Origin of the sequence: Maricaulis sp. W15 (genome assembly GCF_001924955.1) — a bacterium.
Lineage (GTDB): Bacteria > Pseudomonadota > Alphaproteobacteria > Caulobacterales > Maricaulaceae > Maricaulis > Maricaulis maris.
The window spans coordinates 283527-305360 of the sequence record NZ_LQXG01000001.1 but is presented as its reverse complement, the minus strand read 5'-3'; the positions used below and the strand labels follow the sequence as shown (position 1 = coordinate 305360).

Here is a 21834-nt window from a genome sequence, read left to right as displayed (position 1 = left end):
GCATGGCTGGTTGCATTCATGGGCCGAGACCCTATAAATTGGCACTATAAGTGTCAATTTATTTCGGAGCCTTGGGCATGGTGCAGGACGCAGCCGATGAGGACGATGGCCGGAAGGCGCGACGCGCCCGCAACCGCCTGAAAATCATCCATGCTTTCAAGGAACTGGTTCGCGAAGGCGTGGCCGCGCCAAGCGCGCCTGATGTCGCGGCAAAAGCCGGCGTCGGGCTGCGTACCGTCTATCGCTGTTTCGAGGACATGGGGGCGCTCTATCGCGAGCTGACGACAGTGCTGCACGATGAGTTCCAGCCACGTACGCTGACCGACCTCGGCACCAATGACCGCGCGGCGCGACTGGCGCATCTCTTGGCCAATCGGGCCGCGATCTTCTCCGACCTCGAACCCTTCCTGCTGGCGTCCGAGGCAAAGCGGCATGCCTATGCCGCCCTGGAAGATGACTACAACTATCTGCTCCGGCTGGAGCGCGAGCGCCTGCAGGCCGTTCTCAATCCCGACGGGCGCTTGCCGGACGAATTATTCGAAGCTCTGCACGCGGTCACCAGCTTCAGCTTCTGGCGACGCTTGCGGGTCGAGCAGGACCTCACGCGTGATGCGTCCCGTCGGGTGATGGCCCGCGTCGCCACCTCATTGCTGACCGCCTTCCCGCTGCCGCCGATCACCCCGCAGGTATGAACCCGATTGAAGCTGTCAGTCATCCGCCAGCGGGACAGGCGGCGCCTGCCAGTCGCGGTCAGGGCCACCGGTATGCCGGCCATACCAGTCCAGTTCGGCATTGAGCCGGAACAGGCGGTGACGCGGCGCGCTGAAACTGTGCTCTTCGCCAGGCACCAGGTAGAAACGCGCTTCAACTCCCAGGTTCCGCAATGCCTGATAGAGCATAATCGACTGCGACGGGTGAACACGCTCATCATCTTCACCGGCGAAGATCAGGGTCGGCGTGGTCACCGCATGCAGATCGCGCAACAGGGATTGCGGCACAAAGGCGCGGTCATAGGCGCCTTCAGCCCAGACATCGGCGTCAAACAGGAGTCGGCGGGCACCGCGGACATCACTGGTCAGGTGATGCACCGCCCAATCGACCGCCCCGGCACCGCTCATCGCCGCCGCGAACCGGTCGGTCTGGGTGATCAGTCGATTGGTCATGTGGCCGCCGGCACTCCAGCCGGAAATGATCATCCGGTCAGGATCCGCCAGACCTGACGCCACCAGATGATCGGCACCCGCCAGCACATCCCGGTCGGCATGGGCGAAGTATTCTCCGTGCATGCCACGCATGAATTCATCGCCATAACCGACACCACCGCGGTAGTTTACCCACAGGACAGCATAGCCCTCAGCCGCGAGCACCGGCACATAGCGCGACCATTTCCATTGGCCGAACTGGTCGCTTGAGCGTGGGCCACCATGGATCTGGACGACCAGCGGCGGCGGACCATCGCCAGCACGCAGGGGCGGAAAATAAAAACCCTCAATCACCGCGCCATCATGACTGCGCCATTCGACGCGCTGTTGCTGCGGCCGGTTGAACGCCGACACCGTCGCCGCACCGATCGTCGTGAGACGTTCGCTCTCCCCGTCCGGGGTCACACGCCAGAGGTCACCATTGCTGGCTTCGGTCTGAAACAGCGCCAGCACCTCGCCGGTGTCATCCGCCAATGACCAATCGGCCAAGGCCCGGTCCTCGAGCGAGATCACAGTCAGGCTGCCGGCATCGACATCGACACGCACCAGGCCGGAGCGGACGCCGTCACGGACCGCAACGACCAGGCTTTCGCCGCCGGGCAACCAGGCGAATCCGTCGACTTCCCAACTGGCGTCCGGCGCCAGCACGCGGGTGACGCCGCTCTCAGGATCGAGCACGACCAGTTTTTCCTGCACGTAATCAAGCCCGCCCTGGCCCAGTCGGGCGCGATAGGCGATCCGGCGACCATCCGGCGACAGGCGGGCATTGCTTTCCGGCCAATTGTTCGACGTGACGCGACGGAAAGGCTCGCTGGGCCCGGTCGCCACCATCAATTCGCTCTGATAGGTCGCATCGGGATGGGTTTCGGTCGAAACCCGGACCAGGATCGCGCCATTGGCCGCAAGGTGATAGCCGCGAACATGGAGTTCACCCTGGGTGACCTGTTGACGCACGCCGCTGTCCACGCGCACCCGCCAGAGATGCCGCCGACGCGTCGATTCATAGTAGGGATCAACAATATGCGTGGTGCTGCGCCGCTCGCGCTCGGCCTCGGAGCGGGCATCGCTGGCGATGTAATAGACGAACAGCTCGTCCGGAGACCAGGTGATCGAGCGGACGGCCGTGGGATGACGGGTCAGACGCTCCAGCTCGCCACCGTCGAGATCGCGGATATAGACTTCGTCATTGCTGCTGCCTTCCGGCGCGATCTCGGCAGCTATGCGCCGCCCATCGGGTGAAAAGACAACGCGATCAGCGGCGTCGAGATCCGGTTGGTGGACCAGGCCGGTCTGGCCCTGCTGCCAGAGCCAATAGCCGGTCTCGTTCTCGTCTTCGGCCCAATCCGTGCTGACGCGCTGAACCAGGGCGGACCGACCATCATGTGACACGCGAATACCATCCAGGCGGGGCAACTCGATCATGTCGACGGGCGTCATGTCACGCCGCTCGGTGGCCGCTGCGGGATTGAGGGCCACCAAGCGATTGTCATCGGCGAGCGCGAAAGCGGCCTGCGGCAAGGCACAGCTCAGCCAGCCCGCAAAGGCCAGGCTGGCCAGGACGGTTGATCGGATCATGTCAGACTCCGCAGGAATGTCGGGAAAGAATTGGCGCGCAGGCCATCTGCGCGAAGCGGATCCGCCCGCCCCGACCGCCGCAGGGCGGATCGGGACGGGCGTCACCGGAGGAACCGGTTGGCAGCGCGATCAGAACTCGCTGCGGATACCGAAGTAGAACTGCCGCCCGACGAGGGAGTTTTGCGGCGAGTTGATGTTCGAGCTCGAACCGCTCGCGAAATTGCCCGGCATGAAGGGACCCATTTCATCGAACAAGTTCGTGACACCGGCATAGACACTCGTCCGGTAGTCATTGTCGAAGCGGTAGCGGGCATAGACATTGGACCGGAACTGGTCATCCGCCACGAAATAGAGCGGGTCGGTCGGATCGACGTCGAGATCGTCAATGCCACCAGACTCGTAGTGCAGCGTATAGGAGGCGTAGAAACCGCCTTCGCTCCAGGACAGGCGGGCGCGGGCTTCATGCGTCGGATCATACATGGAGCCGTTGGAGTCTTCGCGGACCGGCTGACCGGCCTCACCGACAAACTCGAACTCATCGGCCAGCGAGCGCGAATAGCGCAGGTCCAGACCGAATTCACCCGGCAGGCTGTCGACCTCGAAGTCCCACATCACCGAGACATCAATGCCTTCGGAGAGCAGCTCGTTGAGGTTTTCCTGGCGATTGATGACCTCCACAACCCGGCCGTCCGAGGCGTCACGGGTGATGACATCGCAGAAACGGTTGTTCGGGAAATCGGCCGCGCCATAACACAGGTCGACCGTGGTCTGGGTCGAGATCGAACCGATCGCATCCTCAACGCGGATATTGTAGTAGTCCACGATGATGTAGAGGTCTTCAGCGAAGCTCGGAGCCCAGACCGCGCCAACCGTGAAGGTATCGGCCGTTTCTTCACGGACATTCAGATTGCCGGCATTGGGACCATTGACCGAGCCGTCGAACTCGAAGGGCTGACCGGCATTGTTGGGATCGGCGAAATAGGCCTGGATGCCCGCTTCAGAAAGACAGTTCGCAGAAATCGTTGCGGCACTGAAGTCACTTCCGGCCGGCGGCGTCACACCGCTGCCATCCGGCATCAACCCGTCACACGGGTCGAGCAGGCTGTCGGAGTCCTGACGCGGAGCCGAGAAGATTTCCGTGATCGTCGGCGCCCGTTGCGAGCGGGAATACTGACCGCGCAGGCGCAGGCTGTCAGTCGGTTCCCAATAGCCCCCCGCATTGTAGGAATAGATCGTGCCGATGGTGGAATAATCCGCGACGCGACCGGCCAGCTGGGCGGTCACATTGGAAAACAGCGGAATTTCCAGCTCGGCGAAGGCTTCAACCACATCGAAGCTGGCCTCGATTTCCGGGACGACCGAGAGGCTGGTCGTCTCTTCCAGAATGATCGCGTCGACATTGGTGTCCTGGCTCTCTTCACGCCATTCAATGCCGAACGCCGCCGCAACCGTGCCGGCCGGCATCTCGAACAGATCGCCGTCGACAGAGCCGCCCAGAACCGTCTGTTCGCGGATTTGCTGCACATGGCCGGCAATCCGGATGTAGTCAGCCATTTCCGGCGTGATCGATCCCTCACCGAAAATGTCGAGCGGAACGCAGCCATCAGCCCGGGCGCCGGCATCGACACATTGATAGCCGCCATTTCCGTCCGACTCGATGTCGAGCGCATGGTGGATGTTGAGATAGTTGAGATTATTGCCCTGGATCTGGTTCTGCTCAAACCGTCCATAAGTGGCGAAGGTCTGCCAGCGCCAAGTCTCACCCAGGTCGCCGGCAAGGCCGAATGCAGCACGGGCCGTCGTACGCTCATTGTCACGGGTTTCCTGCCCCACTTCGACGAAGCGACGATACCAGCTCACCGAGCCGGAGCGTGTCTCTTCGACGGCCGCCGGTATGAAGGGGTGATTGCTGGCGATCTGGCCAATGTCGAATGTATTGCCCAACGGGCCGACATCGGTGGAATAGATCGCACTTTCGTACGACCCCTCATAAAGGCTGTCGACACGTGACCAGAGGAAGTCGGCGGTCGCTTCAACGCCATTGTCAAACTCGTAGCGGCCTGCCAACGCTGCCGTATAAGCTGTGACTTCCGGCGACAGGGTGCGGCCCGGGCGGAAATTGAACCCATCAAGGTCGGTCTCGAAACCGACACTGGGATTGCGACCGTCATTCGGGGCCAGAGACTGGTCATTGTACCAAACACCATCGACATTCCAGGCGTCATCGCTCTCAAACCGCCCCCCCGGAATATAGGATGACAGGTAGATATCGTTGAACTCGCCATTGCCCGACCAGTCGTCAAAACGGAGCGAATCCGGACGCGTTTCGTCGGCATAGATCGGGGTTTCATGGTCATAGCTGGCGCCGAACATGATATTGCCGCGGTCATTGTCGAAATTGCGGCCCATCGTCAGTTCGACCGTGGTTTCCTCTTCGCCACTGGCGTCGGCAAAACCGTAACGGGCATTCACTTCGATACCGTCGAAATCACGCTCGAGGATAATGTTGGCAACACCGGCAATCGCATCCGATCCGTAAATCGCGGAGGCGCCGCCCGTTGTGACTTCAATCGACTGAACAAAACCGGCCGGGATGGTTTGCAGGCTGACCCGCTCGCCATTGCCCGAGTTCGAGACGGCTCGGCGGCCATTGATCAGCACCAGGGTGCGATCAGCGCCAAGGCCGCGCAGATTGACCGTCGACAGGCCTGAATTCTGGATCGAGAGCTCGGAGTTTTCCGGCGACAGGTCGGCATCAACGCCCGGCATCGCTGCCAGCAGCTCGCCGACATCAACCGTGCCGGACTCGACAATGTCATTGGTCGTGAAAATCTGCGTCGGGATTGCCGTCGTGGCATTGGTCCGGCGGATACGCGATCCGGTGACGACAATCGTGTCATCCTGATTGGCCCCTGCCGGCGTCTCACCGGTTTGTTGCGCCAAGCCGGCCGTGCTTGCCAACATGATTGCAGACATCGCCGCGCCAACCATCAGCGCCCCGCGCGTTGTTGCCCGGCTCACTCGTTTCAACTCCCGCATCGGATACTCCCCTCGTCGCATGCCACGCCGTCCCCTCGACGGCGGGTCAACACGCCTGTCTAGGGGAGACACGCCAGCGCGCGGGTCGGGTACCTGCACAGCGACATTTTTGTGAAATTCCGTCCGGCCTTGACCGGCGGAGGGACTACCAGTTGCGCCTCAAACCCAGATAAGCCGTGCGTCCCGCGACATCATAGGCCGGGTTGAAATTGCGCCGGTCGCCGCTGTCGGTGCCACTGGGAAGGAAGGGACCATAGTCATGAAAGACATTGTTGATCCCGCCGAACAACCGCCAGCCGTCGGCGAGATCGATGCGGGCCGACACATCGTGTTGCAGCCAGGGATCCACCGCCAGGAAGAGCTGGCCATCGGTATCGCCTGCGGCAGCGCGATCATGACTGTCCAGACCGGCCCCCTCATAGCGGGCGCGCCATTGCAATTGCCAGTCACCGCGCTCCCAGGTCAGCGAGCCGGCCCAACGATGCGTCGGCGTGCCGACCTCCCCGTCCCAGCGATTGATCTGGACCGAACCATCCGTGCGCGCGAACTCCTGCTGCAGGCGATGGGTGTAGGCGTAGAGAAGTTGCGCATTCCAGTCGCCATGCAACCAGCCATCCGTGACACGCCAGCCCTCGCGGATACGCATATCGACGCCGCTTGATGTGAGCGCATGCAGATTATCGGTGCGATTGAGCATCGCGACCAATTGGCCGGACTGGGATCGTTCAATCGTGTCGCAATAGGCGTTCGCGGCAGGCAGGCTTGTCGCGCCGTAACATTCACGCAGCAGCGACTGGCTGCTCAGCGATGAGATCGCCCCGTCAACGCGGATATCATAGGCGTCCAGCATCAGCGAGAAGCCGGGACGCTGCGGTGGTGTAAATACAAAACCGAGATTCCAGCTCTGCGCGCCCTCTTCGGTGAGATCGGGATTGCCGGAATTGGGCGCATAGACGCTGCTGCCACTCTGCGTGAAAACGCCGTCGCTTGCGATCACGGCGGCAATACGGGCATCGGCGCGGCAATTCTCTGCCACAGTGCCGGACGATGCCGGTGTGACGCCGTCGCATGGGTCGGACACGCTGTCGTAATCGCCGCGCGGCGGCGAGTACAACTCATTCATGCCCGGCGCCCGCTGGGCATTGGCGATCTGGGCGCGCACTTGCAAACCGGGTGACACCACCCAGCTGGCGCCAAGCCGGAAACTGCCGACCCCGCCAACACTTTCAATGTCGTAGCGGGCCAATCGCCCCGCGAATTCGACACCGAGATGCTCAATCATCGGTCGCCCGGACAACAGCGTCAGGGAGGTTTCGAAAAAGGCTTCCGTTGCATCCACGGCCGCATCCAGGTCCGGCACATCGACATAACCGGTATCACGCGACTGGGTGACCGGATCACCGACCGTATGCTGCTGGTCACGTCGGTGCTCGACGCCCAGGGCCAAGGGTATGGCGCCCAAGCCGGGAAAAACGGCCTCGCCGGTCAGCGTGACACCGAATGTATCCTGGCGCACATCAATATCGAGCCGGTCGGTCGCTCGGATATAGTCCGCGGCTTGAGCGCTGATCGAACCGACGCCGAACATGTCGAGTGGCACACAGCCGGCGAGCCGGGCGGCGCTGTCGCGGCATTGATAGCCGCCCGCTCCGCCGGCGACCGGCTCGACATCGAGTGCGTTCTGGATATGGCGATAGTTGAGTTCGCCGCTGCGCAACTGGATCTGGGTGTAGCGCCCATGGCCGACATAGGCCTCCCAGTCCCAGCCCGCCGCCTGCCCCGTGAGCCCAGCCCAGAAACGGTCGGTCGCGCGGTCAATATCGCGATATTCCGGCCCCAATTCGGTAAAGCGTCGACGCCAGGTGATACCGCTCAGCCCGTCGGCCAGCGCCGCATCACGGATCGCTTCAGGCACAAAAGGATTATCCAGCGCGATACGGCCGATATCGACCCGGTCGGGACCAAAATCCTGCCCGTAATAAGCCGTCTGCGCTTCGCGTGTCGCCCGGCTCTGACTGCGTGAAATGAGGGCCGTCGCAAAGAGTTCGACATGATCTGCCAAATCATAGCGGGCCTTCAACGACAGCATCTGACGCTCGCGCGGCAAGCTGACCGTGGCTTCGGGCCGGATCGAGACACTGTCCAGGTCCGGGTCAAACCCCTGCTGAAGACCGGATTCATCAAACCAGAAATCATAACCAATGAAGCGACCACCGGACGTGTAGGTGCTGCGGTCCGCCTCCAATTGCGTGCCGTCATTGGAAAGAGCGATATCGGCCTGCGCCCAGTCCCGCTGGTCGCCGCCGATGCGGCCGACCTGATCGATCGTGAGGTTGGCAAGCACATGGCCGCGGCCGGCCGCAAACGCGCGTCCTATGGTCATGGCCCCAACCGAAAAGGCACCGCCACCATCTTCGGTCAAACCCGATTGGAAAAGCGCCGAACCGCCGTCGATACCGTCGCGAAGCACGAAATTGACCACGCCGGCGATGGCATCTGAGCCGTACAGCGCCGACGCACCGCCGGTTGTGATCTCGACCCGTTCGACAAACTCGACCGGGATGGAACCTGATCCGAAACGACTGGCATTGCCGCTGTTGGACACAGTCCGACGCCCGTCGATCAGCACCAGGGTCCGGGTCGTTCCCAACCCCCGCAAGCCGACCGATGTGAGGCCTGCATTCTGGGCGCTCAGATGCGTCGATTGTCCCGAGAACTCGAGTGTCGCTGGAGACTGTGCCGCCAGCAGCGCCCCCATTTCATAGGCTCCGGAGGCTTCCATCTCGGCGCGACCCAAGACGAAGACCGGCGTCACCGCCGTCAGATTGGAGCGGGCAAAGCGGGACCCGGTCACCACGATAACCTCGCCCGGATCAGCCGGAACTGCGGTGCCGGACAAGGTCAACCAACCAACAGGTCGGCTTTCAACAACCCGGGCCGCCTCGACGGGCAGACCCGTCGCCACATCAGGTGATGTCGATACCGGTACCGAGACTGACAGGACCCCGGTGCGGGCATCGACCCGGTCAACCTGCAGGCCGGTGCCGGCCAACAATTCATCAAGTGCCTCGCCGGGCGTTGCCAGACCCCGCAGGGCCGCCACGCGACGCCCCTCGACAAGACGCGATTCGAACAGGAGCTGGCGGCCGGTGAGGATGGAGTAGCGACGCAACGCGTTGGCGAGCGGCCCCGCCGGAATGTCGAACAGGATGCGGGTTTCTCGGCCCGCTTCAGCGCTGGCCGGCGTGTCGGCCTGCGCCATAGCACACGGCGCCAGAACAAGGCTCATGGCCGCGCCAGCCAACAGCCGGGCAGCGAAGCTCAGACCTGACCGCCTGACGCGCATGCCGTCCCCTCAAACCTGTCCGGGCCCGTCCCCGGGGTGTGCAGTGGCACCTCCCCGCCCGTCACTCATTGGAACTGTAAAGCCGGATCCGGTCGACATCGCGATCAATCCCGACCGGGCCCATCCGGTCGAGTGCCGCAAAGAATGCGTCACTGTCGCGCGGGTCGAACACGCCGGACACGGCAATTTCAGCAACATCCGGATCGGCAAATTCGACGGCAATATCCCCATAGCGCCGGAACTCGTCGACGACATCTGCCAAGCGCCGCCCGTCGAACACAAGCCGGCCGGAGCGCCAGGCCACGGCCAGGTCGGCATCGACCCGTTGCGGTGTCGGCAGTGGCGCCCCCGGGGCCAATTCAACCTGGTCGCCGGCATGCAACAGGGCCGGATTCGCCTGGGCAACCGTATCGCGCGCCTGCACGATCCCTTCGACAACGGTGACCATCGTGCGCCCGTCAGCACGGGTATAGACGTTGAACGCGGTGCCGACGGCCCGCACCTCATACCCGCCCGCCGCGACGATGAAGGGGCGTGACGGATCGTGCGAAACTTCGAACAGGGCCTCACCGCGCGGCAAAACGATACGGCGCTCGCGGTCGCTGAAACTGACCTCGATACGCGAACCGGTATTCAATGTGACGGTGGACCCGTCGGCCAGGACCCGGGTCTGCATTTCCCCGCGTTCGGTCGAGAAGGCTTCGGCGACAACCTGTTCGACCGGCGCCGTCGGTGTGCCGACCAGAAGCGGGCCGACCAGGAAGGGGGTCACGGCCAACAGCAGGAGGATCGAGGCTGCCAGGGCGAGCGGCCTCCATCCCAGGCCGGCAACGATACCGGCAGGACGTGGCGCAGGCGCGACGTGATCCAGCTCGGCCTCGACTTCAGCGATCAGGTCCTCGGCCCAACCGCCGAACCGCATCTGCTCAAGCGCCGCGTCAAGATCGAGGCAAGCCGACAGGGCCTCGCCATGGCGAGGATCGACCTCCAGCCAGGCTTCCAGCGCCGCCTGGCGCTCAGGGTCGAACGGCGCCCCGGCCTGCAGCCAGATGGCCCAGCCAGCCGCGTCGTGGTGAATATCGGACGTCGGATCAACCGGCATCATTCCCAGCCCCTGTGGTATTGCTTCCGGGTTTGTCCCCGGATTGCAGACGCGCAGCGCACAGCGCCATGCCGCGTTGAATGTGTTTCTTGACCATGTGCGATGACACGCCCATGCGCTCGGCGGCCTGCTGATAGGTCAATCCTTTCAACTTGCACAGCACGAAAGCGGTCCGGCATTTCGGCGGCAGGCTGCGGATGGCCGCCTGCAACGCCTGTTCGCGTGCCTCGTTCGGCATCGCACTTTCAGCCGGCGTGCGCGATTGCACGAACACGTCGGTATAATGGTGCGCGACGCTTTCGGAATGGCGCTGCACGGTATTGCGGTGGCGCAGATGATTGCGCGCCAGATTTGTCGCGATGGTGGTGAGGAAGGCCGATTCATCGCGCACCGGTCGCGCCTCGACATCAGTCTTCAACAAGCGCTCGAAGGCCGACTGGGTGATGTCGTCAGCATCCTGCGGATTCTTGACGATGCGGCGCACAATCCAGCGCAGGCGCGAGCCATGCTCGCGATACAGACTTTCGACATTGAACGCGTCACTCACGGCCACGACCAAGCCCCACGTTTGCGACCTTGCCCGCCACAAACGCTTTCCCCGTTGGCCCGCACACCGGACCCGCACGCCAGACCACGCCTGACACAAGACTGTCATCGTCGCCCGCACGGGCTGACGACGCAAGGTACCCGATCAGCCGCGCTGCGTGTCCAAGTCAGATGGCCCTTTGACAATCACACAGCAAATATCTGGACCGGTATGGTCCGGGCCAATCTTGCTCGTTTGAATTCATGAACTTGTCGGCAATCCGGGGTGGTCGGATCGGACTCTGCTTGACTCTTTTCGGCTTTGGAACAAAAACAGAACAATGTTCCGCCAACCGATTACCTCCGAGGCCCCTGAGGCCGCTTCGCCCCCTTTTCCCTTCGGATTGGGGCGGGCCGGAATGCATGAGCTGGTGGAAGCGGGGTTCGGGGATTTCCCGGCCCTGACAGGTTTCGCCCTGGCGGCCCTGCGCGATGCGGGGCGACCGGGTGTCAGCCTGTGGGTGCGCCAGCGGACGCTCAGCCTGGAGCACGGGCGGGTTTGCGGCCAGGGCCTGGTCGCGGCCGGGCTCGATCCGGGACGCTTGTTGCTGGTCGAGGCGCGCGACCGGATGGAGGCTTTGCGAGCCGTTGAAGAAGGCGCGCGGGACAAGGCCCTGGCCGCCGTGGTGGCCGAGCTGGACGACATGGATTTCACCGCGGCGCGGCGCCTGGTCCTGGCCAGTCAGGACAGCGGCGTGCCCCTGGTCTTGATGTTTCCCCACAAGCGGTCGGGGGCGACGGCCGCACACGGGCGTTGGCGGGTTTCGGCCCAACCCTCCATGCCCGACCCTCATGATCAGCGCGCCCCGGGGCGGCCGGCCTGGCGCGCAGTGCTGGAGAAGTCCCGCCTGCGGCCGGGCGAGGCGGGACGGGATTTCTATCTGGAGCTTCATGATGAGACGCCATGTCTGCGTCTGGTTTCCGGACTGGCCACTGCAACGCCTCGGCCGCAGCCGCGCCGGCTCGGCCCGGCCCTTGCCGGCGGCAGTGTCGGCTGGCGACGCACAGGATAAGGCGGGGCCACACAGGACGGAACCCTCCGTCACGCCGCCCTTCGTCCTGACCGAAACCGGACCGGCCGGGCTGCGCGTAGTCGCCGCCAACGCTGCCGCACAGGATCAGGGCGTCGAGCCGGGCCAGCGCTTTGCCGATGCCCGCGCCCGCGCACCGGATCTGATGGCCGAACCGGTCGACCGGGATGCCGATGCCCGGGCGCTGAAAGCGCTCGCCCTGTGGATGGAGCGCTGGTCGCCCAGTCTCGCCATCTGGGGCGATGACAGCCTGTTGGTCGATATAACCGGTGGAGCACACCTGTTCGGCGGCGAAACGGCCATGCTGGCGGACATTGCCGGCAGTTTGGCCCGTGGCGGACTGACAGCACGACTGGGCCTGGCACCGACCCCCGGAGCAGCTTGGGCGCTGGCGCATGAGGACGCGGATCGAACCTGTCTGGACACGCCGGACCTGCACGACGGCCTCCGGGGCCTGGCCATGGCCGGGCTGCGCCTGACCGACGAAACACTGACCCTGTTGCGCCGCTTCGGCCTGACCCGGATCGGCCAGCTCTATGACATTGACCGCAAGGCGCTGGCCCGGCGCTTCAGCTCGCGGCAGGCAGCGGAAGCGGTCCTGATCCGGCTCGACCAGGCATTGGGCCGACGGACCGAACCGCTGGATCCGATCCGCCCGGCGCCGGATCATGCCGTTCGCCTGCCCTGCCTGGAGCCGCTTTTGCACCTGGACGGGGTGCGTGCCGGACTGGAGCGACTGGCCCCGGCCCTGTGCGAACGGCTGAACCAGCATGGTGAGGGGGCCCGCAGCTTCCGACTGGCCGCCTTTCGGGTCGATCAAAGCGTGACGCAGCTGACGGTCGGTGCAGCACGACCGGTGTGCGATCCCGCTCATATCCTGCGCCTGTTCCGGGACCGGCTGGAGCAGGTTGATCCGGGTTTCGGCATTGAATTGCTGGAACTGGAAGCGGCGCGGACCGGGCCGGTCACGGTCGTGGCCCGCGGCTTCGGTGCAGATTTCGAGGGTGAAGCCCCGGACCTGGCCGCCATCTCGATGCTGGCAGACCGGATCACGGCCCGCTTGGGCGACCGGGTAGTGCGCATTCTCAAACCCGTCGCCAGCCATCTGCCGGAACGGGCCGAAGCCTTGAGCCTTTACGACGGTGATCTGCCCGATTGGCGCGGAGCGATCCCGGCCGGCCAGGCGCCACGTCCGATCCGCCTGTTCGAACGTCCCGAAACCCTGGAGGTGATCGCAGAAGTCCCCGACGGCCCGCCCATGCGTTTTGTCTGGCGCCGCATCATCCACCAGGTACGCCGGGCCGACGGGCCGGAACGCATCGCGCCGGAATGGTGGCGACCGCCGCCCCGGCCAAGCCGGGCGCGGGATTATTACCGGGTCGAGGACATGCAGGGCCGCCGCTACTGGATCTTCCGTGAAGGCCTTTATGGCGATGGCCGCGGCGGGCCGCCTGCCTGGTATGTGCACGGGCTGTTCGCATGACCGCAGCCCCCGCCTATGCCGAGCTGATTGCGCTGAGCAATTTTTCCTTCCTGCGCGGCGCCTCCCATGCCGAGGAAATGGTGCTGGCTGCAAAGGAGCTCGGCCTCGAAGCGCTGGGAATTTGTGACATCAACACGCTGGCCGGCGTGGTGCGGGCGCATCTGGCGGCGCGCGAACACGGACTTAAACTTCTGGTCGGTGCCCGCCTGCGTCCCACTGACGGGCCAGACCTGGTCTGCTATCCCACCGACCGGGCCGCCTATGGCCGTCTTTCCACCCTGTTGTCCAAGGGCAAGATGGGCGAGGTGCCCAAGGGTGAATGCCATATCAGCCTGGCCGACATCCTCGCCCATGCCGAGGGCCAAATATTCATCGCCATTCCGCCAGCGGATCCCGATCCGGATTTTGAACCCCTGCTCCTGCGCCTCAGGGCGCATTGGGAAGACCGCCTCTACCTGGCCGCCATCCACCGCATGGGCGGCGGGGACGGTGCCCGTCTCGGCGCGCTGGCCGCCCTGTCCGAGCGGACCGGCGTGCCGTTGGTGGCGACGCAGGATGCGCTCTACCACACGCCCGCCCGGCGGCCGCTGCAGGACGTGCTGACCTGCATCCGCGAAGGCTGCGACATTGAAAGCGCCGGCTTCCGGCTCGAAGCCAATGCCGAACGCCACCTCAAACCGCCCCAGGAAATGGCCCGCCTGTTCAAGGGATATGAGGCAGCACTGGTCCGCAGTTGCGAAATCGCCTCGCTGTGTCAATTCAGCCTGGACGAACTCTCCTATACCTATCCCGACGAGCCGGTTCCGCCAGGCCGGACGCCGCAACACCACCTGACGGACCTGGCCTGGGAAGGCGCCCGCAAACGCTATCCCGAAGGCATTCCGCCCAAAGTCAGCGCGCTGATCGAGCATGAACTCGCCCTGATCGAAGATCTCGACTATCCGGCCTATTTCCTGACCGTGCACGACATTGTCGCCTGGGCACGTGGCCAGGGCATTCTCTGCCAGGGGCGGGGATCGGCGGCCAATTCGGCGGTCTGCTACTGCCTCGGCATCACCAGTGTGGACCCGGCCAATTCTTCACTCCTGTTCGCGCGCTTCCTGTCAAAGGAAAGGCGGGAGCCACCCGATATCGACGTCGATTTCGAACATGAACGGCGCGAGGAGGTGATCCAGTATGTCTATCGCCGCTATGGTCGGCACCGCGCTGCGTTGACGGCAACGGTGATCTCCTATCGCCCGCGTTCGGCCGTGGGGGATGTGTGCAAGGCACTCGGACTGTCCCGGGACATCTCGACGGCGATGACGGGCACGGTCTGGGGCAGTTGGGGCAGCAAGGTGAGTGCTGACCATATCCGTCAGGCCGGGCTTGACCCGGACAAGCCGGTGATCCGCCAGGCAATCCAGCTTGCCAGCGAACTCATCGGTTTTCCACGCCATTTATCCCAGCATGTCGGCGGTTTCGTGCTGACCCAAGGGCCGTTGATCGAGACCGTGCCCATCGGCAATGCCGCCATGGAGGAACGCACCTTCATCGAGTGGGACAAGGACGATATCGACGCGCTGGGCATCATGAAGGTGGATGTGCTGGCGCTGGGCATGCTGAGCTGCATCCGCAAGGCCTTCGACATGCTGGCGCTTTACAAGGGCGAGACGTGGGACCTCGCCTCGATCCCCGACGGCGACGCGGCGGTCTACGACATGCTGTGCCGGGCCGACAGCGTCGGCGTGTTCCAGGTGGAGAGCCGGGCGCAGATGACCATGCTGCCACGGCTGAGGCCCCGCAATTTCTATGACCTGGTAATCGAGGTCGCCATCGTGCGCCCGGGACCGATCCAGGGCGATATGGTGCATCCCTATCTGCGTCGCCGCAAAGGGCTGGAACCGGTGCGTTTTCCCAGCCCGTCTCCCGATCACGGCCCGCCGGACGAGTTGGCGCAAATCCTCCGTCGCACGCTGGGCGTACCGCTGTTCCAGGAACAGGCGATGCAGATCGCCATTGATGCCGCCAAATTCACACCCGACGAGGCCAATGGTCTACGCCGGGCAATGGCAACCTTCCGCAAGATGGGCACGATCGCCAATTACGAGACCAAAATGGTCGATGGCATGGTGGCACGCGGTTATGCGCCGGAATTTGCTGCCGCCTGCTTCAACCAGATCAAGGGTTTCGGCGAATACGGCTTTCCGGAAAGCCACGCCGCGAGTTTTGCCCTCCTGGTCTATGTCTCGTCCTGGCTGAAATGCCATCACCCCGAAATATTTGCGGCGGCGATCCTGAACGCCCAGCCGATGGGTTTTTACGCGCCAGCGCAATTGGTGCGCGATGCGCGTGAACACGGTGTCGAGGTGCGCGGTGTGGACGTGAACTATTCCGATTGGGACTGCACGCTGGAACCGTGCGAAGCCGGCGGTTTCGCCCTGCGCCTGGGCTTTCGCCAGATCGACGGGATGCGCCAGGAAGAAGCGGCGGTCGTGATGCAACGCCGCGGACCCGGCTTCGATGATCCAGCCGGCCTGCGCCGCCGCACCGGGTTGGGGCGCGGCATGATGGAAAAGCTCGCCGCCGCCGATGCTTTCCGCTCGATGGGGTTGGACCGGCGCGCGGCCTTGTGGGCCGTGCGCGGCGGGGCGCGGGATCGCGGCCTGCCCTTGTTCGACAGCGCCGATGTCAGCGCTTTCGGCCATGAAACCGAAGCCGGCCTGCCGCAAATGCCGCTGTCGGAACATGTGCTTCAGGACTATCAGACCACCGGCCTGTCCCTGAAAGCCCACCCCATGGCCTTCCTGCGCGAGGCGCATGGCCGGCTTGGCCTGGTGACAACCAGCGAGGCCAATGAGCGCCCTCATGGCCGCTGGGTGAAAACCGCCGGCGTGGTGTTGGTGCGACAACGACCCGGCACTGCCAGCGGCGTTGTCTTCATGACCATCGAGGACGAAACCGGCATCGCCAATTTGGTGGTCTGGCCGCGCGTTTTCGATCGCTTCCGGCCCGTGGTGATGGGCGCGCGACTGGTGGCCGTGACCGGCCGGATACAAAAGGCCGATGGCGTGGTTCACATCGTGTGCGACAGCCTGATCGACAAGACCGATGATCTCTCCCTGCTGTCAGAGGACGCCCAGCGCGCGGCACTGGACGGCGCCGTGGCACGGGCCGACGAAGCCAAGGGACCGGTTGCCCGCGACCCGCGCGGCCGCTCCCATCCCAGAAATGTCAGGGTGATTCCGAACAGTCGCGATTTCCATTGAAGCCCGCTGCCGGCAAAGCCCCGCACTGGCGCCAGTTGTTTGGTATTCTTATGGTGACCCGAATCCCTCCGGTCCGACAGACTCTTAATTCTGATGCGGGACCAAATGGGACTCGGGTCACCCACTCCTTGGCCCTAAAACTCGAAGTTACCTAAATCACTTGCTCAACTATGAAAATCGGACGGCGCTTTACTTCCGAAAGCGTGTGCCCGACGTACAAACCCACAAAGCTCACCAGCGAAACCTGAGCACCACTCAAAAAGGTCAGCAGGATTGCCAGTGACGCGTAGCCCGGAACCTCAACACCCAACCAAAAAGACGTGATCAACGTGTACAAACCGAACAAGACGGACAGGAAGCTCACCACGAACCCGACAAACGCTGCTATCCACAGCGGCTTCTCCGAATAGGCGATGATCGTTTCGACGCCCAGTCGGGCGAGGCTCAAAATATTGTAGCTGGATTTTCCGATCGTTCGCTCGTTCCGATCCAACTCCAGAAAGGCTTTTTCGAAACCCAATTGACTCATGATCGCCGGGAACAGCCGCAGCTGTTCCGGATATTGACGGAAGGCCTGAGCCACCTGATCGGAGAATATCCGGAAATTGCCGACCTTGCTGGAAACCTCGAGGCCAGACGCCCAACGAAGCGTGCTGTTGAAGATAGCCGACCCAAGATTACGCCCCGCGCCAAGTCCCGAGGACTTGCGCGCCGCAATAACGACATCCACCGGATTTTCACGCGCATGATCATAAAGTCCGGCAATCGCCTCCGGAGGGTCCTGCAGATCACAATCCATGACGACATACCAGTTGGCACGCGCATGAGCGATTCCAGCAGAAATTGCGGCGTGTTGACCGAAGTTCCGGCTCAGCCGGATGCCCTTCACGCGACCATCGGAACGCGCATTGTTTTCAATGAGCGCCCAAGCCTGGTCGGGAGCCCGATCATCAACAAGAATGATCTCGTAGGAAGAGTTAATAGCGCTCAGCGTCGTATGCAGACGCGAGCAAAGCTCATCGACGAATGGCTCACCCTTGTAGACGGGAATGATGACGCTGATCTCAACATCGCCATCATAGGCCTCTTGTACGGCGACGCTAGGAGCCGAGATAGTCGCTCGATGAAGGGACAAAACGCAATCTCGCGATGTGCGGCGCCGTAAAGGCGTTCATATTGGAAATACGCCAATTACGCTATACTGACGCCCTAACCTTGGCAAGCGGGGCATCACGCAGAACCGGGTTGCCGTAGCAGCCAGGGCAAAATATCGGGTTTGCTTGAAGGTTGCTCTCGGATTTAGGTGACGTTCGTGACTAAAGTGAATGTGAACGGATGACCGGGAGGACACGAACTTCTGCGGGGTTTCAGTGCTCCGAAGTTTGCCGATGACGCGCTCCTTTCACCAGAAGGGGAGGTGGGGCGGCCGCTCGGTTGTCGAGCCAACGTCCAGTCTCCTGACGACCAGCATTGCCGATCAGCGTCATAGCGGCACGATAGGACTCGAGACGATCAATCACGACAACATTCTGATGGCCGTGGCGCTTCACTGGTTTACGCAAAAGCCTCGTCGGGACGTCACGCTCAGTTTGAGCAACTTTGGTTCTGAAATAGCTTTCGGAAATCGCCTTCATCAGACGCGCGGTCCGGTACGGCGTGGTTGGCATTGTTGCCAATACTGCTCTGTTCGGACTCTACCTCGTTCTGGCGAGTTGGGGAGCCACTCCGCCTCTCGTGGCAACGTCGCTCGTATACGCCATCGGCATCGTGTTGACCTATCTTGGCAATGCCCTTTGGTCATTCGAGCGCGCCAGGACACATGCCCACACCGCACCGCGCTACGTCGCAGCCTACTTCATCGGATACATCGTGCAGGCGGGCGGACTCCAAGTTTTTCTTCACACGTTTTCAGTGCCACACCAGATTGCACAATTAATGGCCATGGCATGCGCTGCCGGCTCAATTTTTCTACTGTTGAACATCTGGGTTTTCGCCGCGAACCGACAACAACGCCCCAACGGATGAGCCGCCCGGCACCTCACCCCAAGGCCGTCAACGCTACCTCGACGACCCTCGACACCTCATCCTTCACGCCGTAGTACACCGGCAGGCGCACCAATCTCTCACTGAGTGAATCGGTGTTTGCCATCGAGCCCTCAACCCTTCCAAGCCTGCGGCCGGCCGGAGCTGAATGTAACGGCACATAGTGGAAGGGCGTCATGATGCCGGCGGCCTTCATGGCTTCGATGAAAGCTGACCGATCCTCAATATTGTTGAGGATCAGATAAAACATGTGCCCGTTCGACTCGCAGTGATCCGGCGTCACTGGCAACCGCAATCGCCCTTTTGCCTCGAGCGCTGTGAACGCCTCCTGGTAGGCCGAACACACATCTCGGCGGTATTGGATAATTTCGGCGGCCCGCTCCAGTTGCGCATACAGGAACGCGGCAACCAGCTCGCTTGGCAAATAGGACGACCCAAGGTCGACCCAGGTGTACTTGTCGATGGCGCCGCGGAAGAACTGGCTACGATTTGTGCCCTTCTCCCTTATAATTTCGGCCCGATGGAACAACGCCTCGTCACGGACAATCAGCGCCCCACCTTCACCCGACAGAATGTTTTTCGTTTCATGGAAGCTGAACGCTGCTGCATCGGACAACGTGCCTGCCTGCCGACCGCGATAGGTCGAAAACAGCGCCTGTGCGGCATCCTCGATGACAAAAAGACCGTGCTTCGAAGCAATCGCATTGATCGCATCCATTTCGGCCACGACGCCTGCGTAGTGCACTACGATGACTGCCTTGGTCCGCTCGGTAATTGCAGCTTCGATCAAGCGCTCGTCGATATTGAGCGTGTCGTCACGAATATCAACAAAAACGGGAATCGCGCCGCGTAGCGCGACTGCGTTGGCCGTGGACACAAAAGTGTAGGACGGAAGAATGACCTCGTCGCCCGGCTGCAGGTCAGCCAAAAGACACGCCATTTCCAGCGCGCCTGTGCAGGAGTGCGTAAGCAAGCCGTGCCCGCCAATCTGGCTGTCGAGCCAAGCATGGCATTTTTTGGTGAATGGGCCGTCGCCTGACAAATGGCCTTGGGCAACAGCCTCCAAAAGATAGTCTGTCTCGCGGCCCACTGTGTTCGGAACGTTGAAGCTTACTTTGGTCACAGATCTTCTCCAGGGCGGCAGAATGTCTTCGATTCTATTTCAGCAAACCTGCTAAGTACGCACCGTATCCACTTTTGCCGAACCGCGCCGAAGCCTGCTGAAGTGCATCGTCAGAGAGCCAGCCTTGGCGCCAGCCGATTTCTTCGGGGGACGATATCTGCACCCCCTGCCGCTCGGAAAGCGTACGCACGAAGTTGCCGGCATCGAGTAGTGAGTTATGCGTTCCGGTGTCGAACCAGGCAAAGCCTCGACCAAGGAGGTTCACTCCGAGATCACCGCGCGCCTGATAGGCCTTGTTGATATCAGTGATTTCCAGCTCACCGCGGGCGGACGGCTCAACTTCGGCCGCAATATCCAGTACGTCATTGTCGTAGAAATACAGACCTATCACGGCGTAGTTAGACTTCGGATGGGTCGGCTTCTCCTCGATCGAGGTAACTTTGTTATCCTGATCGAACGCCACAACGCCGTAACGCTCCGGATCATGAACGCGGTAACCGAACACCGTAGCGCCGCTTTGCTTGCCCGCCGCTGACGTGAGTATGCCTCCGAGCCCGGTGCCGTAGAGGATATTGTCACCCAACACCAAGGCGACACTGTCGGAACCGACAAAATCTCGCCCTATGATAAAAGCCTGAGCCAGACCATCCGGAGAGGGCTGCTCGGCATAGGTCAGTTCAACACCGAACGCCGAACCATCACCAAGCAAGCGCTTGAACCCCCCTGCGTCGTGCGGGGTGGTGATAACGAGTATCTCCCGTATCCCGCTCAACATGAGCAGCGACAGCGGATAGTAGATCATCGGCTTGTCGTAGACCGGCAGGAGTTGCTTTGACAGGGCGATGGTCAACGGATGCAACCGTGTGCCCGATCCACCGGCGAGAATGATGCCCTTCATGCTGTGGCTCCTTCGGCGCTCTTGCCGTTGCCTGCCGTTCCCAGGCCGACCCGTTGGCCGCCGCCGGATCTGTCAAGGACGCCGCGCCACCAGGCTTCGTTGTCGAGATACCAGTTCACTGTATCGGCAAGCCCTTGAGTGAAGGTTCGCTTCGGCCGCCAACCAAGCTCGCGCTCGATCCGGCTATAGTCGATCGCATATCGGAAATCATGGCCCGGGCGGTCGGTGACAAAGCTGATCAACTCGCGATGGGGCGGGGCTTCAGGAAAGCGCTCGTCAAGCGAAGCGCAAATCGCGTGCACTACATCCAGGTTGGTGCGCTCGGCGCCACCGCCGACATTGTAACTTTCGCCGAGCTGACCGCGCTGGGCGATAAGGATCAACGCCTCGGCATGGTCCTCCACATGAAGCCAGTCACGTACATTCGCGCCCTTGCCATACACGGGGAGTTTCAATCGGTCGCGCCCCTTGGCGATCATCAACGGGATCAGCTTTTCGGGATATTGCCACGGCCCGTAATTATTCGAGCAGTTCGACAACACCACTGGCAATCCATAGGTTTCTCCCCATGCCCGAACGAGATGGTCGGAGGCCGCTTTCGAGGCCGAATAGGGCGACCGGGGGTCGTAACGCGTTGTTTCGGTAAAGCCGGGTGCGTCCAGAGACAGGGACCCGAATACTTCGTCGGTTGAAATATGATGGAAGCGAAACCGGGAGCGCGCCTCCGCATCCAGGGTTTCCAGATGGGCACGAGCCGCCTGGAGCATGTTGAATGTGCCGACGATATTGGTCTGGATGAAATCTCCGGGCCCGTCGATTGACCGGTCCACATGGCTTTCGGCGGCGAGGTGCATCACCAAATCAGGTTTGACTGACTCGAATACAGCGCGCACGCGCTCCACATCGCGGATATCGCCCACCTCAAGCCTGTAGCGCCCGGTCCCGACACAGGACTCCACCGCTTCGGGCAAGGCAGCATATGTCATCGCGTCAAGCACGACGACCTCGTGATCGCCGCTCTGGACAAGCTGACGAACGACCGAAGAACCGATGAAGCCCAAACCGCCGGTGACAAGAATTTTCATAAGCCCCCCAGAATGTTCCTGCGCGTTGCAGGTCAAACCTGCCAGTGTACGCGTGTGAACCCCAGCTTTCACGG

At 62.4% G+C, this 21834-nt stretch carries 15 protein-coding genes; 5 read left to right on the top strand and 10 right to left on the bottom strand.

What is annotated here, in order from left to right; translation table 11 throughout:
* Nucleotides 1-77 precede the first annotated feature (77 nt).
* The gene (locus tag AWH62_RS01400) at nucleotides 78-692 is read left to right on the top strand and encodes a TetR/AcrR family transcriptional regulator (RefSeq protein ID WP_075188664.1); all 615 of its coding nucleotides are present in this window, start codon (nucleotides 78-80) and stop codon (nucleotides 690-692) included.
* Between the two features lie 15 nt (nucleotides 693-707).
* Here AWH62_RS01400 and AWH62_RS01395 read toward each other — a convergent pair whose 3' ends face one another.
* The 5 genes from AWH62_RS01395 to AWH62_RS01375 all read right to left on the bottom strand — a co-directional run bounded on the left by AWH62_RS01395 (nucleotide 708) and on the right by AWH62_RS01375 (nucleotide 10811).
* Complete coding sequence (locus tag AWH62_RS01395; RefSeq protein WP_075188663.1) at nucleotides 708-2777, bottom strand: S9 family peptidase; 2070 nt, start codon at nucleotides 2775-2777, stop codon at nucleotides 708-710.
* A gap of 129 nt (nucleotides 2778-2906) precedes the next feature.
* Nucleotides 2907-5798 carry a TonB-dependent siderophore receptor gene (locus tag AWH62_RS01390; RefSeq protein ID WP_158025529.1) on the bottom strand — a complete coding sequence of 964 codons (2892 nt, stop codon included), beginning with the start codon at nucleotides 5796-5798 and terminating at the stop codon, nucleotides 2907-2909.
* A gap of 163 nt (nucleotides 5799-5961) precedes the next feature.
* Nucleotides 5962-9105, bottom strand: coding sequence for a TonB-dependent receptor (locus tag AWH62_RS01385; protein ID WP_158025528.1), 3144 nt, complete (start codon nucleotides 9103-9105; stop codon nucleotides 5962-5964).
* Between the two features lie 118 nt (nucleotides 9106-9223).
* Nucleotides 9224-10267 carry a FecR domain-containing protein gene (locus AWH62_RS01380; RefSeq protein ID WP_083634898.1) on the bottom strand — a complete coding sequence of 348 codons (1044 nt, stop codon included), beginning with the start codon at nucleotides 10265-10267 and terminating at the stop codon, nucleotides 9224-9226.
* On the bottom strand, nucleotides 10254-10811 hold the full coding sequence (locus tag AWH62_RS01375; RefSeq protein ID WP_158025527.1) for an RNA polymerase sigma factor: 558 nt from the start codon (nucleotides 10809-10811) through the stop codon (nucleotides 10254-10256). The genes AWH62_RS01380 and AWH62_RS01375 overlap by 14 nt, the downstream gene beginning before the upstream one ends.
* Nucleotides 10812-11208: 397 nt before the next feature.
* Here AWH62_RS01375 and AWH62_RS16695 point away from each other — a divergent pair, with 397 nt between their 5' ends.
* Genes AWH62_RS16695 through AWH62_RS01360 form a run of 3 tightly spaced genes read left to right on the top strand, consistent with a single transcriptional unit; the run spans nucleotide 11209 to nucleotide 16611 of the window.
* Entirely contained in the window at nucleotides 11209-11862 is a 654-nt protein-coding gene (locus AWH62_RS16695) for an ImuA family protein (RefSeq protein ID WP_158025526.1), read from the top strand.
* Nucleotides 11744-13363, top strand: a complete 1620-nt coding sequence (locus AWH62_RS01365) for a DNA polymerase Y family protein (protein WP_083634896.1) — start codon at nucleotides 11744-11746, stop codon at nucleotides 13361-13363. Before AWH62_RS16695 ends, AWH62_RS01365 begins: the two co-directional genes overlap by 119 nt.
* Nucleotides 13360-16611 carry an error-prone DNA polymerase gene (locus AWH62_RS01360; RefSeq protein WP_075188657.1) on the top strand — a complete coding sequence of 1084 codons (3252 nt, stop codon included), beginning with the start codon at nucleotides 13360-13362 and terminating at the stop codon, nucleotides 16609-16611. Before AWH62_RS01365 ends, AWH62_RS01360 begins: the two co-directional genes overlap by 4 nt.
* Before the next feature lie 151 nt (nucleotides 16612-16762).
* Here AWH62_RS01360 and AWH62_RS01355 read toward each other — a convergent pair whose 3' ends face one another.
* Together AWH62_RS01355 and AWH62_RS16690 are read right to left on the bottom strand one after the other, a co-directional pair.
* Nucleotides 16763-17746, bottom strand: a complete 984-nt coding sequence (locus AWH62_RS01355) for a glycosyltransferase family 2 protein (RefSeq protein WP_083634895.1) — start codon at nucleotides 17744-17746, stop codon at nucleotides 16763-16765.
* A 232-nt stretch (nucleotides 17747-17978) separates the two neighbouring features.
* Nucleotides 17979-18245, bottom strand: coding sequence for a hypothetical protein (locus AWH62_RS16690; protein WP_143742857.1), 267 nt, complete (start codon nucleotides 18243-18245; stop codon nucleotides 17979-17981).
* 22 nt (nucleotides 18246-18267) lie between these two features.
* On the opposite strand from AWH62_RS16690, the gene AWH62_RS01350 reads away from it, so the two are divergent.
* A complete protein-coding gene (locus AWH62_RS01350) occupies nucleotides 18268-18636 on the top strand; it encodes a GtrA family protein (RefSeq protein ID WP_075188656.1) in 369 nt (122 codons plus the stop codon).
* A gap of 13 nt (nucleotides 18637-18649) precedes the next feature.
* Here the strand turns inward: AWH62_RS01350 and rffA are convergent, their stop codons facing one another.
* The 3 genes from rffA to rfbB are packed head-to-tail and all read right to left on the bottom strand — an operon-like array spanning nucleotide 18650 to nucleotide 21760.
* Nucleotides 18650-19777, bottom strand: a complete 1128-nt coding sequence (gene rffA / locus AWH62_RS01345) for a dTDP-4-amino-4,6-dideoxygalactose transaminase (RefSeq protein ID WP_075188655.1) — start codon at nucleotides 19775-19777, stop codon at nucleotides 18650-18652.
* A gap of 34 nt (nucleotides 19778-19811) precedes the next feature.
* Nucleotides 19812-20675, bottom strand: coding sequence for a glucose-1-phosphate thymidylyltransferase RfbA (rfbA, locus tag AWH62_RS01340; protein ID WP_075188654.1), 864 nt, complete (start codon nucleotides 20673-20675; stop codon nucleotides 19812-19814).
* Nucleotides 20672-21760 (bottom strand): dTDP-glucose 4,6-dehydratase, encoded by a 1089-nt coding sequence (rfbB, locus tag AWH62_RS01335; RefSeq protein ID WP_075188653.1) that lies wholly within the window; start codon nucleotides 21758-21760, stop codon nucleotides 20672-20674. The genes rfbA and rfbB overlap by 4 nt, the downstream gene beginning before the upstream one ends.
* Nucleotides 21761-21834: the final 74 nt, after the last annotated feature.

Excerpts from the sequence above, each read along its gene's own strand:
- AWH62_RS01400 (WP_075188664.1), top strand. The coding sequence starts at position 78 with ATGGTGCAGGACGCAGCCGATGAGGACGATGGCCGGAAGGCGCGACGC.
- AWH62_RS01395 (WP_075188663.1), bottom strand. The coding sequence starts at position 2,777 with ATGATCCGATCAACCGTCCTGGCCAGCCTGGCCTTTGCGGGCTGGCTG.
- AWH62_RS01385 (WP_158025528.1), bottom strand. The coding sequence starts at position 9,105 with ATGAGCCTTGTTCTGGCGCCGTGTGCTATGGCGCAGGCCGACACGCCG.
- AWH62_RS16690 (WP_143742857.1), bottom strand. The coding sequence starts at position 18,245 with ATGAAGGCGATTTCCGAAAGCTATTTCAGAACCAAAGTTGCTCAAACT.
- AWH62_RS16695 (WP_158025526.1), top strand. The coding sequence starts at position 11,209 with ATGCATGAGCTGGTGGAAGCGGGGTTCGGGGATTTCCCGGCCCTGACA.
- AWH62_RS01380 (WP_083634898.1), bottom strand. The coding sequence starts at position 10,267 with ATGATGCCGGTTGATCCGACGTCCGATATTCACCACGACGCGGCTGGC.
- AWH62_RS01365 (WP_083634896.1), top strand. The coding sequence starts at position 11,744 with ATGAGACGCCATGTCTGCGTCTGGTTTCCGGACTGGCCACTGCAACGC.
- AWH62_RS01360 (WP_075188657.1), top strand. The coding sequence starts at position 13,360 with ATGACCGCAGCCCCCGCCTATGCCGAGCTGATTGCGCTGAGCAATTTT.
- rfbB (WP_075188653.1), bottom strand. The coding sequence starts at position 21,760 with ATGAAAATTCTTGTCACCGGCGGTTTGGGCTTCATCGGTTCTTCGGTC.
- rfbA (WP_075188654.1), bottom strand. The coding sequence starts at position 20,675 with ATGAAGGGCATCATTCTCGCCGGTGGATCGGGCACACGGTTGCATCCG.